General features: G+C 72.7%; 10 protein-coding genes and 1 pseudogene. 5 read left to right on the plus strand and 6 right to left on the minus strand.

Annotated features, from left to right (window positions below):
* Positions 1 to 28: 28 nt before the first annotated feature.
* From ACG2DA_RS17370 to ACG2DA_RS17380, 3 genes are all read right to left on the minus strand, one after another.
* Positions 29 to 979 (minus strand): endonuclease/exonuclease/phosphatase family protein, encoded by a 951-nt coding sequence (locus tag ACG2DA_RS17370; protein ID WP_395257115.1) that lies wholly within the window; start codon positions 977 to 979, stop codon positions 29 to 31.
* 107 nt (positions 980 to 1,086) lie between these two features.
* Positions 1,087 to 1,689, minus strand: coding sequence for an RNA polymerase sigma factor (locus tag ACG2DA_RS17375; RefSeq protein WP_395257117.1), 603 nt, complete (start codon positions 1,687 to 1,689; stop codon positions 1,087 to 1,089).
* A gap of 984 nt (positions 1,690 to 2,673) precedes the next feature.
* Positions 2,674 to 3,840, minus strand: a complete 1,167-nt coding sequence (locus ACG2DA_RS17380) for a YihY/virulence factor BrkB family protein (RefSeq protein WP_395257119.1) — start codon at positions 3,838 to 3,840, stop codon at positions 2,674 to 2,676.
* Between the two features lie 265 nt (positions 3,841 to 4,105).
* On the opposite strand from ACG2DA_RS17380, the gene ACG2DA_RS17385 reads away from it, so the two are divergent.
* A complete protein-coding gene (locus ACG2DA_RS17385; protein WP_395257121.1) occupies positions 4,106 to 4,666 on the plus strand; it encodes a hypothetical protein in 561 nt (186 codons plus the stop codon).
* Positions 4,667 to 4,691: 25 nt separating this feature from the next.
* Here the strand turns inward: ACG2DA_RS17385 and ACG2DA_RS17390 are convergent, their stop codons facing one another.
* Positions 4,692 to 5,492, minus strand: coding sequence for a phosphoribosylformylglycinamidine synthase subunit PurQ (locus ACG2DA_RS17390; RefSeq protein WP_395257123.1), 801 nt, complete (start codon positions 5,490 to 5,492; stop codon positions 4,692 to 4,694).
* 167 nt (positions 5,493 to 5,659) lie between these two features.
* Between ACG2DA_RS17390 and ACG2DA_RS17395 the strand changes: the two genes are divergently transcribed.
* From ACG2DA_RS17395 to ACG2DA_RS17405, 3 genes are all read left to right on the plus strand, one after another.
* Positions 5,660 to 6,004, plus strand: a complete 345-nt coding sequence (locus tag ACG2DA_RS17395) for a hypothetical protein (protein WP_395257125.1) — start codon at positions 5,660 to 5,662, stop codon at positions 6,002 to 6,004.
* Between the two features lie 196 nt (positions 6,005 to 6,200).
* On the plus strand, positions 6,201 to 7,064 hold the full coding sequence (locus ACG2DA_RS17400; protein WP_395257127.1) for a prenyltransferase/squalene oxidase repeat-containing protein: 864 nt from the start codon (positions 6,201 to 6,203) through the stop codon (positions 7,062 to 7,064).
* The gene (locus ACG2DA_RS17405) at positions 7,061 to 8,281 is read left to right on the plus strand and encodes an NPCBM/NEW2 domain-containing protein (RefSeq protein ID WP_395257129.1); all 1,221 of its coding nucleotides are present in this window, start codon (positions 7,061 to 7,063) and stop codon (positions 8,279 to 8,281) included. The genes ACG2DA_RS17400 and ACG2DA_RS17405 overlap by 4 nt, the downstream gene beginning before the upstream one ends.
* Positions 8,282 to 8,315: 34 nt before the next feature.
* Here the strand turns inward: ACG2DA_RS17405 and ACG2DA_RS17410 are convergent, their stop codons facing one another.
* Complete coding sequence (locus tag ACG2DA_RS17410; RefSeq protein WP_395257131.1) at positions 8,316 to 10,739, minus strand: DUF4159 domain-containing protein; 2,424 nt, start codon at positions 10,737 to 10,739, stop codon at positions 8,316 to 8,318.
* Between the two features lie 134 nt (positions 10,740 to 10,873).
* Here ACG2DA_RS17410 and ACG2DA_RS17415 point away from each other — a divergent pair, with 134 nt between their 5' ends.
* Positions 10,874 to 11,887: an AAA family ATPase gene (locus tag ACG2DA_RS17415; protein WP_395257133.1), complete on the plus strand. Its 1,014-nt coding sequence runs from the start codon at positions 10,874 to 10,876 to the stop codon at positions 11,885 to 11,887.
* 28 nt (positions 11,888 to 11,915) lie between these two features.
* On the opposite strand, the pseudogene ACG2DA_RS17420 reads toward ACG2DA_RS17415, so the two are convergent.
* Positions 11,916 to 13,192 (minus strand): annotated as a pseudogene (locus ACG2DA_RS17420) (hypothetical protein); the annotation flags it as partial.

A 13,192-nucleotide genomic window follows, 5' to 3' on the forward strand; every position in this document is an offset into this window, starting at 1 on the left:
CGAGCCGAGGCTTGCACGGTCGACATCGTCACTCGGCCTCGGCTCGCGCCTCGGGCTGCCGTTCCGTCGGCAACGTCAGCTCGACCCAATACAGCGGGTGATCGCTGGCTTCAGTGGGGATCACCGCGGCCTCGCCGATCGTCAGGCCGCGGACCAGGACGTGGTCCACCTTCTCCTTGCCGACCGGCAGCGCCGCCCGCACGACGGATGGGTCGAGGGCGGCCAGGGCGTCCGTCACCCCCTCCTCCGCGAGCACTCCGGACAGCACCGGGCTGTCGATCGGCTGGTTGAAGTCGCCGGCCAGCACGCAGGGGGTTTCGAGAGCCAGGAACAGGTCGATCGCCCGTTCGATCTGTCCGGGTTCGAGGTGCGGCTTGGTCAGGTGCACGTTCAGCACGCGGACGGGCACGCCCTCCGGGTCCGCCTCGGTGGGGACGAACACGGTGGTGAGGACCGCGGTGCGAAACGCCTTGCCGCGGGTGTCCGGCAGCGGCACGCGGTGCACCGGGCCGGCCGGGAGTTTCGAGAGGACCGCGTTGCCGGTGTGCTCCTCCCCGAACCGACGCTCGGTGCCGACGAACGCTGCGGACGCACCGGTGAGCGGGCCGAGCCGGGCGGGGATCGCCGCGGCCCCGCTGGCGGCGGGGCCAGCCGCCTCCTGGAGCAGGGCGACGTCGAAGCCGGACGCGAGCAACCACTGCACGGTCAGGCCGGGGTTTGCGTCGCCGTCCGCCTCGCGGAGGCCGTGCACGTTCCACGTCACGAGGCGAAACGTCCCGACCTGCCCGGAGGACGCCGCCCTCGCCGCCCGGGTCGGTGCCGCGCCGAACGCCGGATCGTCGTGCGGGTCGGCCGGCGTGCGGTCGATCCAACCGGTCAGCAACCCGGCCCCCGCCCCGAGCGCGGCGCCGAGCAACAACACGGCCGCCGTTCGCGCCGCGGAGCGGGTCGCCGGCGGTGCGGGGGCGTCGTGATCCATCGCCGGGGAGCGTAGACGAACCGCGGTCTGCGCACGAAGACCGCCCGCCGGGGAGCGGGCTCCCCGACGGGCGGCGTTTCACCGTCGTTTCACAGAACGGGCGGGGTTCAGGCGGACATGACGGAGGCCAACTCCGCCTTCAACCGGCCGCGGGCGGTGTGCAACCGCCGCTTGACGGTGCCGACGGGGCAGGCGAACTCCTCGCCGATCTCCTTCAGGGACCGGCCCTCGAAGTAGAACGCCGTCAGCGTCCGCCGGTCGAGTTCCTTCAACCGGTCCAGCGAGCCGCGGATCAGGTCGGCCGCCTCGCTCCGCAGCAGCGAATCGAGGGCGGTCTCCCCGCCGGTCGTCTCGCCGCCGAAGGTCTCCGGGGCGCACACGGCCTCCTTGGGACGCCGCACGGCCCGGTTGATGCTCATCCGGACGGCGACCTGCTTCAGCCAGCCGGCGAACCGCTCGGGCTCTTCCAGCTGACCGAGCTTCCGCATGGCCCGCATCAGCACGTCCTGGGTGACCTCGGCGGCCTCGGACCGGTTCCGCAGCCGCCGCAGGGCGACGGCGAAGACGGTCGGTTCGAAGTGGGCGGCGAGTTCGCCGAAGGCGGACCGGTCGCCGGCCTGGGCGGCCCGGACGAGCCGCACCAGCCGCACCGGCTCCATCGTGCCGGCGTCCCGGGAGGCCCGAGCGCCAGGGGGGAAAAGGGTGTCCATCGGGTCGCTCCTTTCGAGCGTGCGTTCGACGGCCGACCGGCCCCGGGGTTCCCGAGCGGGAACGGGCGGGGGGAGGAATCGGGCGTCGCCGTTCGGTGGTCGCCGTGCGGAGGCGCGTCCGGGCCGGGGCGTGCGGCGGGCACGGCCGGGCCGGGATCAGCCGCGCAAGAGGCGCGGCCGCGGCGAGGGGGTCTCAGCGATCTCTGGCAGCGGATGCGACGGCCCGGCTCGGAGCGGTCACGCGGGGGAACGCGGACGATCACGAGCGGCCCCGGCAGGGTGCGACCGGCGGACGTCTCGAACACGAAACGAGCGCGGGTCGCCCGTCGGGGGCGGCAGCGGGCGGGCGGTGCGGACGGCGGCGGAAGGCCGCGGCCGCGGCGTCAGGCCGAAGCGACCGGACTGACCGCCCACGAGGCCCAGACCCGAGCGGCGGGGCCGCTATACCGCTCCAAGGCGGTCTCGGGGCTGGGCGTCGGCATCGCGACGGCGGGGGCCGTTCTCGCGGGCGCCGTCGGCGGTACGCCGACGGAGCCGCCCGTAACCGGGCAACTTGGTTGCGAGAGGCGCGCGGCCGTCTGCGGTTCGCGCCGTTTGCGCGGTTCCGCAATGGAGAGGCCGCGCCCGCCAATCACGACGGCGTCCGCATCGAACAGCCCGTTCTGGGCGTTCGCGTGGGCGGCGGCGTCGTGATGGCGGAACAGCATCGGGGCCTCCCGCGGGCAAAGCCCGCAGACCAGAGGAGTGAGTGCGAACGAGTAACCGAGGACGAAATCCGACCCGGCGTCGGCCGGGCGGAACGAACCTGGACCGCGTCCGGGCCGCCCCGGGATGAGCGGGGCGGGGGACGGTCGGCCGGGTTCTACCCCGTAGACGCGGCCGAGGTTCGAAAGGTTCACCGGATTCCGGAAAAGTTTCCAAATTCGCCCCCCGGTCCGTCGGTCCCGGCCGGATGGGGGGCGAATCGGCGGTCCGGCGTCCCGCTCAGGGGGCGGCGCCGGTCTTGGCGGGGGCCGGGACCGAGGCGAGCGGTCCGCCGGCGTCGCCCCCCTTCCCCTCCCGTTTCTCCCGGGCCTCGTCGACTTCGTCGTGCTTGATCTCCTCGTCGACCTCCTCGGGGGTCGGGTCGGAGATCGCCCCGACGGGGGGGAACTTCCGGGCGGCCCGGCTTTTTTCGCGATCTTTCTGGAACAGCTCGGCCAGCACGTGCCGGTGGATCACGCTGTTCACCTGCCCGCCGAACAGCAGCAGGGTGCCGGTCAGCCACAGCCAGGTCATCAGCACGACCACCCCCGCCAGCACGCCGTAGGTGTCGCTGTACCGGCCGAAGGTTTGGATGTAGTAGCGGAACGCCTGGGTGGAGACGAGGAACGCTCCCGCGAACAGCGCCCCGCCGGGCGAGAGCGGCGTCCACCGCACCCGGCAGCTCGGCACGAAGGTGTACACCAGGCTGACCGCCGCCAGCAGGAACGCGATCGCGAACACCCACTTGAAGCCGTAAATCGCGATGGTTCGGGCCCAGGTGAGGCGGTCGCTCCCGCCGAGCCGCAGCAGCAGTTCGTCCGTGGCGAACTGCAGCACCACGCTGAGCGCCAGCAGCGAGAACACCGTTACCAGGATGATGCCCACGGCGATCGCGTTGCGGTGCCAGAAGTGCCGGCGCTTGTCGACGCCGTAGGCGGCGTCCAGCCCGCTGGAGACCGTCAGCAGCGTGATGCGGCCGGAGTAGGCCAGAAACACCCAGCCGAAGCCGACCAGATAGACGTTCGTGTTCTCCCGCAGCGCGGCGGCCTCGGCGCTGATCAGCGTGTTGACCAGTTTGCTGGCGTCGCCGGGCAGGCTCTCGGAAACCGTCGTCCGCAATCCTTCCAGCAGGTCGCGGCCGACTGCGTCGCTGGTCGTGAGTACGATCGTGCTCACGGCGACGATTAGCGCCGGCGCCAGGGAGAACAGGGCGTAGTAGGCGAAGTAGACCGCCCGGTGCTCCAGCTTGTGCTCCCGGTAGCCGGCCACCGCCCGCTTGCCGCACTCCCACAGGGAGAGCCCGCCGAGGTTCCACATCTGCCGAAAGGTGACCCGGCGGTAGTCGTCGGATGGGCCCTCCGCGGAGGGGCGAAACGTTCTGGCGGGCGAGGCCGGGGCGGCGGGCACGGGGCGAGGCGGCGGACGGAACGAACGACGGCGTCGGATGGTAGCGGCAGCGCGGCGGTCGGCTCGATCCCGCGGCGGGCCGCGGGGCGACCGGGGAAAACCCGCAGCGCGTGAGTCCCTGTGCGGCCGGTCGCCCGTGCGGCCGGTCGCTCGTGCGGTCGGTCGGTCGCACGGGCGGGTGGTAAGTTGTGCGGGCGGCGCCGGGCGTGCGGGATCGAAGCGTCGCGGCGGTCGATAAGGCGGAGGTCCGCGCTTCGAGGTTCCGATGTCTCCCGCCCGATCGACCGCCGTCCGCCGTTTCGGCCTCCGCTGTCTCCCGCTGCTGTTCGCGGCGGCAGGCGTGCTGGGCTCCGGTTGCGCCCTGCGGCCGGGATACGTCGATTCGACCACCGGCCGGGCCTACGCCGGCTTCGCCAAGCCGGCCTGCTACGCCTCGGACTTCTGCGGGACGTGCTGCCTGTCCGACCTGCTCGGCGTGCGGGAGTGCGACTGCCGCCGCGATCCGTACACGCCGCCGGTGGTCGCGTTCTGCTCCTTTCCCGGCTTGAAGGCGGGCTGCCGCAAGCATCCGCCGCGGATGGTCACCACCCACGTGCACGCCCCGATGCCGGCCCGCTACGACCAGTTCCCCGGCCACGCCCGCCGGTTCGACGACCGCCCCGCCCCGCCCCGCCCCCGGCCGAACGTGCCGGAGGAGACGGCCCCGCTCGCCGCCCCGATGCCGCTGCCGGCCTCCATCGACGCCCCGGAGCTGAACCCGGAACTGAACGAAGCGGTCCAGCCCCCCGGCCTGCCGCCGGTCGGGCCGGAGGGCATCGGCCGCTGAGTCGGCCGCTGAGACGGGTCCCGACTCAGTCGAACCACTCGACGGCGTTGCGGAACAGCTTCATCCCGGCGCCCTCCCCGGACAGCCCCAGCCGGGTCCAGCGGGGGTGCTGGTGGGCGTACTGGAAGCGTTCCGGGTGCGGCATCAGCCCGAGCACCTTGCCGGAGGCGTCCGACAGCCCGGCGATGTCCGCGAAGGAGCCGTTCGGGTTGTCCGGGGCGGCGAGCGTCGCGTCCGCGGACGGCCCGCCCGGTGGCAGCTCTCCCTTCCGCGGGGCGTACCGCAGGGCGACGTTCCCGTTTTTGACCCACTCGTCCAGCACGGCGGGGTCGGAGACGGCCAGCCGTCCCTCGGCGTGGGCGATCGGCATTTCGACGTCAGTCATGCCCCGCAGGAACGCGTGGTCGGGCCGGTCGACCCGCAGTCGCACCCACCGGCAGTCGTAGCGGCCGGACTCGTTCCAGGTGAGGGTGGCGGCGGATTCGCTCGGCTTTCCCCACCCCTCGCCGCCGTTGGGCAGCAGGCCGGATTTCAGCAGGACCTGAAATCCGTTGCAGATGCCCAGAATCAGCTTGTCGGCATTGAGGAACCGCCCCAGCCCCTCGCCCAGCGGGCCGTTGAGGTGGCGGGAAAAGATCACCCCGCTGCCGATGTCGTCCCCATAGCTGAAGCCGCCGGGCACGCAGAAAATCTGGTAGCGGTCCAGCATGTCCGGCTCCTCCAACACCCGGAACAGGTGGAGCCGATCGGCCGCGGCGCCGGCGGTCTCGAAGGCGCGGGCCGTTTCTTCGTCGCAGTTCGTGCCGGGGGCTCGAACGATCAGCACACGGGGGGACATACGACGCTGCAAAAGGGCTGGAACGAGAACGCGGTCGCCCCGGTTCGCCGTCGCCGTGAGGCGGCGCGCCCTGGGACGGGGGGCGGATCAGGTCGATCTTTCGACAATGTAGCAGTTCGCCTAAAGTTCGGCCGCCGCGAGGAGGCGGTCCCCCCGTGCACGGACGACGCATTTCGATTCTCCGCCGACTGCCGATCGCCCTTTGCGGCGGCGCCCTCTGCGGGGCGACGCTGGGCTGCAACCCGTTCGCCACGCGGTTGCCCACCCCCGGCCCCCTGCCGCCGACGTACATTGAGGGACCGAGCCAGGAGCGCTTCGACCCCTACGCGGACGAAGACATGGGCCCGGAAACCTTCACCCGCCCGACGGACTTCCAGACCGGCCGTGACGAGACCCGCACCCTGCTGGAGAACCGCCGGGCGCCCGCCCCGCCGGCCGGGCAGGGGCCGCTCGAACCGTTCCCGGGAACCGGCGGACTGTATCCGAACGTCGTCGAGTAGCGGCGTCGCCGTCCTCGCGGCGCTCTGCTTCTGGGGCCTCTCCGGTCCGCACGCGGCGACCGCCGACGACCTCCCCCCCCGCCTGACCACCCCGCAGAGCGTCGCCGCCGCGGAGGCCGGGGAACGCTGGCTCGCCCTGCGGCAGCGGCCAGACGGGTCGGTCGGCTCCGGCCGGCGGTTCCGGCGGAACGTCGGGGTGACGGCCCTGTGCGGCCTCGCCTGGGCCAGCGGCGGCAGCGTGCCCACCGGCGGCCCCCACGCCGACAACGCCGCCGCGGCCGCCCGCTTCCTGCTCGACTCGCAACAACCGGACGGCCTGTTCTTCGCCGCGGACTCCCCGGACACCCCGCCCGACGGCTCCATGTACGGCCACGGGTTCGCCACGCTGTACCTCTGCGAGATCCTCGGCGAACTGACCGAACCGCGGTTCGATCCCGACGCCGCTCGGGCCGCCCTGGTCCGGGCGGTGCGTCGCATCACCGACAGCCAGAACGCCGCCGGCGGCTGGCGCTACGTGCCGACCTCTGCCGACGCGGACATCAGCGTGACGGTCTGCCAGATCGCCGCCCTCCGCAGCGCCCGGGACGCCGGCCTCGACGTGCCCGACGGCGTGGTGCCCGCGGCGATCGCCTACGTGCGGAGCTGTCGGAACCCCGCGGACGGCGGCTTCTTCTATCAGGCCGACCGCCGCGAGGGCAGTCGCTTCGCCCGCAGCGCCGCCGCCGTCAGCGCCCTGCGGACCGCCGGCCTGGACGACCCCGCCGTCGAGGCGGAGATCGCCGCCGGGCTCCGCTACCTCCTCGCCCAGCGCCCCGGCCGCGGCGGCGGGGCCTACCCGCACTACGGCCGCTTCTACGCCACCCGGGCCGCCTGGCAGGCCGGCGGAGAGACCTGGGCCGCCTGGTTCCCCCCGATGCGGGACGAACTGGTCCGCACGGCGATCCCCGACGCCCCCGGCGTCTTCTGGCGGGACGGCCTGATTAACGACGAATACGCCACGGCGATGTCCGTCCTCGCCCTCCGCGTCCCGGCCCGCCTTCTGCCGATCTACCGGCGATGACCTCCCGCCCCCTGCCCCGCCGCACCGTCCTGCAAGGCGCCGCCGTCGCTTGCGGTTTCGCGGGGACGACGGCGGTCGGGGCGACGCGGGCCGAATCGGTGGCAATCCGGCTCGCCGACGGCAGCGAAGCGACGGGGAGCCGATTGTGGGCCGAGGGCGCGACGCTCCGGCTCGACGACCGCCCCCTGCCTTGGGGCGACGTGTTGAACGCGACCGTCGCCGGCCCCGTCGCCGGCGATGCGGAGCCCTCCGGCGACCGCGGCTGGGTCGAACTGACCGGCGGCGACCGGCTGATCGGCACGCCGACGACCTTCGACGGCGACGCGATCGGCCTCGAACGACCGGACGGGACGACGCTCTCCCTGCCCGCCGACCGCGTGCGGGGCATGCGGTTCCCCGGCGCCGGCGCCGACGTCGGGCCGCTGACGAAACCGCACCGGCTCGCCCTGCTCCGCGACCGCGGGGCGGACGATCTGGCGCTGCGGTCGGCCGGCGGACGCGTCGGGGGCGAACTGCTCGGCTTCGACGAATCGGCCGTGCGGCTGCTGACCGCCGCCGGGGAGATCGCCCTACCGCGGGCCGACCTCGCCGGCCTCGCCCTCACCCCGGACCTGCAAACGCCGCCGGAGACGCCGGCCGCGTTCCTCTCCGTGCTGCTGGCGGACGGCTCCCACCTGACCGCCGCCGAACTGAGCTTCGACGAAACTGGCGGAACCGCGGTCACCGCGGCCGGGATCGAGGTCCCGCTCGCCGCCGGCGCCGTCCGCGGGCTGTCGGCGTTCGCCCCGACCGTGCGGGACGCCGGCGAACCAAGCGTGACGTTCGCCGCCGGCCCCGCCGGAAACCCGCCGCCGGTCCGCAATCGCACCGTCACCGGCCGCCGGGCCGTCGCCGCCGGCCGTCCCCGGCCCCGCGGCTGGGGCGTGTGGTCCGGCACGACGCTGACGGTCCCCGTGCCCCCCGGGGCGACGGCGTTCGACGTGAACCTCGCCCTCGCCGCCGCCGCCGGCGAATTAGCGGAGGCCGACGCACAGATCGCCGTCGACGATGCCGTGCAATGGGAGCGCTCCGGCCTGCGGGCGGGGGATCTCGTCCCGATCCGCGTCGACGTGACGAACGCGATCAATGTCTCACTGACGGTCCTCCCCGGCACGCTGGGCGGGGTGCAGGACGAAGCGTTCTGGATCGCCCCGCGTTTTATCATTCCAGCGCCGTAGTGCGGAGGCCCCGCGGGGCCTCCGCGTGACACGTTTATTGCTCCGGCGCCACCGGGTCGCGGAGCAACGCGTACCGCAGCACGTTGATCCCGATCTTCAATGCGTCTTCGGGAATGTAGCCCGCACAGGCGACAGTCGTTTGCCGTTCGAGGGCGCAACTGATGTCGTATTTACTGTAAATCACCGCGAGCCGGCCGTTCACCGTCACGCCCTCCAGGAACGGTTCCCCGACGACGACGTCCGCCTCCAGCGCCCCGGCCCCGACGGCGGCGGGCGCCCGGCGGCGGACGCGGGAGAGGTCGAAGCCGATCTGCTCCGAGAACAATTCGTGGTCTGCCGGGATGCGGGTCAGCGGGGACTCGGGGAAGAGTTCCCCCATCAAATCCCGCATCGCCCGGTCGAACGGTTCCGAGCCGCAACAGGCGTCGGAGAACAGGACGCCGCCGTTCTCCAGATAGGTCTTCAACCGCTCCCGCTCCGCCTGTCCCAGCGAAAACGCTCCGCGGCCGTGCATATAGAGCACGGGATAACGGAACACGTTCGTATCGCCCGGCGGCAGCGACTTCACCTTCGTGCTGGCCGCGACGCCGGCGGTGCGGTTGAGGGCCAACAACAGGTTCCGCAACGCCCGGGGGGCGGCGTCCCACTCGCCCTCGTGCCGCAGTTTGGCGACCTGCAACAGTCCGCGTTCCACCGCGTCCCGGGCCCCCTGCTCGGCGATCGGGTCCTTCGCCTCCAATTTATCCGGCGGCTCCCGGCCGGTGGCGTAGGCGAGGATATTGACCCCCACGTTCACCTTCTGGGTAATCTGCGTGAGCAACTGCGGGTCGCGGTCCGGCAGGTCGTACGGCGTCCACAAATCCCAATAACAACTCAGGTCCACCGGGCTGAACATGATCGGCGTGCGACAGCCGAGGTCCGCCCCGTACAGCTCCACCACGTCCGCATCCAGGAGGTATTCGCTGCGAAACACGGGGTGCTCCGCGGTGAGGCGCTCTAATTTCGGGGCGTCCTCCGGGTACATCTGCGCGACGAGCCGTTCAAAACCAGCGCGGAAATCCCCGCCGTCGCAGGTCTCCACGCCGAGCAGGAACCCGCCGGCGTCGATATAGTCCCGGAGGAATTTCACCTCCGCGGGGCTGAGGCGGGGGGCGTCCCGGCCGGTCATCAGCGTCACCGGCCCCTGCAACGCCCCGGCGAGGTCCCCGGCGACGACCGCCTTTTCCAGGTCGAGCACCTGCCAGGTGACCAGTTTCGGCCACTTGGGCAAACCGCTGACGTGAAAGGTGAGATTGCGGGCGTCGGCGGGGTGCGTCTGCCACGCCTCGTCCCCGGCCCGGTCGTCGCCGTATTTCAATTTATTCATCAGGACCGGGCTGAGCCCCTTCGACAGAAATAGCAGGGAGAAGGCGGTCCCGACGATCTCGTTCGACTCCCCGAACCCGTTGCCGACCCAGCCGCCGGTGCGGGGGTTTTGATTGCGGAGCAGCCACGCGGCGCCCTCGCGGTACCAGTCGTGCTCCCCGAAGAACCGCCGGCCCGCCAGGCGCCCGGCCCGCTCCAGGCCGTAGAGGTAATACAGCGTGTGGGAGTTATATTGCGGATTGCGGGAGACGGCGAAGTAACGGGTCAGCCAGTTGGCGGCGGCCTCGACGGACTGCTCCAGTTCCTGCTCCGCGGCGTTTTCGGAGCAGCAGTCCGGGGTGCCGTCGGGGTTGAGTTCGTCCTCCCGCAGCATCGACTTCAAGATGCTCACCGTGGCGATGCCGGCGACGGTCATCGAGCCCCGGGCCCCACCGCCGGACAGGCCGTAGGTGTAGCCGCCGTCGCGGTTCTGGGCGTTCGCGCCGACCCAATAATTGGCGATATCCTCCCAGGTCCGCCGTTGGACGGGGACGCCGGCGTAGGCGGCGTCGCGCAGGCCGAGGACGGCGTATTGGCTGTTGGAGCGGTCGGCGCCGCCGCCCATACTCGGGAGGCCGTAGCCCCAGCCGCCGCGGTTGCGGCCGTCCTTCACCCGGCCGTTCTCCAGCGCCCGGGTGAGGGCCGTCATGCGGACGCTGTCCTGCCGGGGCTCCTTGGCGGCGGCGAAGGCCATCAGGGCCAGCGAAGTGTCGTAGGTCCCGCCGCCGACGATCTCGCCGATCGGCAGCCCGCGGAGGTACTTCAGCCCCGCGGCGACGGGGGGGGAGTCGACCGGTTCCCCGCTGTTCAGCAGGGCCAGCACGCACAGGGCCGTGGAGCCGGGGACGTGGCTGACGCCCGGCGAATCCCAGGAGCCGTCCCGCCGTTGCAGCTTGGCGAGGGCGGCGACGCCGCGGTCGATCGACCGCTTCACCTCCGCGCTGGAGAGGTCCTGGGCGGCCGCGGACGGGGCGACCGCGGGCGCCGAGAGCGCGGCGACCGCGAGGCCGGCGATCAGCGGCAGACGGATGCGTGGGGGGGGCGACAATCGCATCGGGGAGCGTCCTTGGGGCGGGGGGCGTATCATCCGTCGCCCCCGCTTCGCCGCCCAGCCCGGTTTCTTCGCAAGAAACGCGGCCGATCGACGAATCGCCCCCGCCCCGAACGCCCCAAGCGACGTCCGCCCCCGTGTCCGATCAGCGCGACTTCGACGAGTTCCTCACCAAGTTCAAATCGCACTACGGCCTGGTGCGGGAGGAACTGCACAAGGTGGTCATCGGGCAGGACGAGGTGATCGAGCAGCTCCTCGCCGCGGTGTTCACCGGCGGGCACTGCCTGCTCGTCGGCGTGCCGGGGCTGGCGAAAACGCTGCTGGTCTCCACGCTGGCCCGCGTGCTGGACGTGAACTTCAAGCGGATCCAGTTCACTCCGGACCTGATGCCCTCGGACATCACCGGCACCAACGTGCTGGACGAGGACGAGCACGGCCGGCGGGAGTTCCGCTTCGTGCACGGCCCGGTGTTCACGAACGTCCTGCTGGCGGACGAGATCAACCGGACGCCGCCGAAGACCCAGGCGGCGCTGCTCCAGGCGATGCAGGAAAAGGAGGTCTCCGCCGGCCAGACGACCTACGACCTGCCGGACCCGTTCTTCGTCATCGCCACCCAGAACCCGATCGAGCAGGAGGGCACCTACCCGCTGCCCGAGGCCCAGCTGGACCGGTTCATGTTCAACGTGAAGGTGGACTACCCGAGCCTGGACGAGGAGGAACGCATCCTCGCCGCGACGACCGGCGGGGTGAAGGAGGAGGTGCGGAAGGTGCTCAGCGCCAAGTCGATCGTCTACCTGCAAAAGCAGATCTCCCAGATCGAGGCCACGCCCCGCACGATCCAGTACGTCACCCGGCTGGTGCGGGCCACGCGGCCGGGGGACGACCGCAGCCCGGGCTTCGTCAAGGACCTGGTGGACTGGGGCGCCGGCCCGCGGGCGGGGCAGTACCTCATCCAGGGCGGGAAGGCGATCGCGGCGATGGACGGCCGGCCGAGCGTCACGCTGGACGACGTCCGCCGCGTCGCCGTGCCGGTGCTGCGGCACCGCCTGAGCACGAACTTCCAGGCCCAGGCCGAGGGCGTGGACAGCGTGAGCGTGGTCGAACGCCTCGTCGCCGAGGTGCCGGAGCCGGAGATCGCGAAGTACGAGTGACGGTTCGCCGGTCTTTTGAAGAGAGCGGCTAACGGGGCCGTCCGCGGCGGTTGGCGGGCAGCACCAGCAGGCTGACCTGCTTCTTCGTCCCGTCGCCGCCGCGGAGCACGCCGACGGGGGAGGGCGGGGCGGCGCCGGCCGGCCGCAGGGCGTTCAGCCGGGCCGCCGGGCCGCCGCCGACCACCGCCACCAGCGGGGGTTCCGGCTTGGCCAGCGCCGTGTTGAGGGAATCGACCGCCCGGGGCTGGTTGGGATCGTAGGTGAAGACCCGGCGGGTAGGGTCCGCGGCGGAGAACAGAAATTTCGCCGCCTGCTGGTCGGCCGGCTCGGCGAGCACGAAGACCTCCGGCTCCGGCCGCTCCGCCAGAGCGGCGACGAGTTGCAGCGTGCCGCGGCCGGCGGAGGCGCTCGTCCCCCGGACCGACCACCTCAAGCCGGTCAGGGCGAGCAGCACCACGGCCATGATCAGCAGGCGCCGCTCCCGCACGTTGCGCGGCCAACGGAAGGCGGCGACCTCCCACAGCCCCCACAAGCCGAGGGCGGCGACGAAGGTCAGCGCCGCCCGCAGGCCGGTCCGGGCGGGGTCGTCCGTCCAGACCCAGCCGCCCAGCAGCACGAGGACCGGCAGGATCGCCAGCGCCGCCACCCCCCGGGCGCTGACCGCCGGCCGGCAGGCGCCCTCCAGCCCCACCGCCGCCGCGACCGTCGCGGCGATCAGCGCCGACAGCGCCCCCATGTCCGAGCCCCGGACCTCAAGCCCCGCGGTCCAGACCGCGGCGGCCGATACGGCCGCCGCGCCGGTCAGCCCCAGCACGACGCGGCGGGCCGCGGGTGCCATCCAGCGTCGGCCGGCGAGCGCCGCCGCCAGCCCCGCCGCGGCGAGCCCCGCTAACAACCAGACGCCCTCCGCGACCAGCCCGGACGCCTCCCACGCCGCCGACGGCCCGAAGGCCAGCGCCGGCGTACCGACCACGGCCGCCCCGGCGGCGAACAGCCCCGCCCGGGCGAACGCGCCGGACCAGCGATCCGTCCCGCCGGACCGCCCCGCCCGCGCGGGGCTCTCCGGCCTGCGGTCCGGCGCCTTGGGGTCCTCCTTCGCGTCGTCCTTCGGAGCGGGAAGGAACGAGAGGAGCAGGTCCGCGGCGACGACCGCCGCGGGCGGGAGCGCCGCCCACCAGCCCGCCGCCAATACCCCGGCCCCGGCGGAGGCCCCGCCCAAGGCGGCGACGGCGTGGCTCCCCCGCTTGCCGGCCCGCACCCACAACCAAGCGGCGATCGCCGCGAGTGCCGCCCCGGCGACCGTCG

Source organism: Alienimonas sp. DA493 (genome assembly GCF_043951915.1).
Lineage (GTDB): Bacteria > Planctomycetota > Planctomycetia > Planctomycetales > Planctomycetaceae > Alienimonas.

Coding starts and splice junctions, on each gene's coding strand:
- ACG2DA_RS17370 (WP_395257115.1), bottom strand. CDS start 979: ATGGATCACGACGCCCCCGCACCGCCGGCGACCCGCTCCGCGGCGCGA.
- ACG2DA_RS17375 (WP_395257117.1), bottom strand. CDS start 1,689: ATGGACACCCTTTTCCCCCCTGGCGCTCGGGCCTCCCGGGACGCCGGC.
- ACG2DA_RS17385 (WP_395257121.1), top strand. CDS start 4,106: ATGTCTCCCGCCCGATCGACCGCCGTCCGCCGTTTCGGCCTCCGCTGT.
- ACG2DA_RS17405 (WP_395257129.1), top strand. CDS start 7,061: ATGACCTCCCGCCCCCTGCCCCGCCGCACCGTCCTGCAAGGCGCCGCC.
- ACG2DA_RS17410 (WP_395257131.1), bottom strand. CDS start 10,739: ATGCGATTGTCGCCCCCCCCACGCATCCGTCTGCCGCTGATCGCCGGC.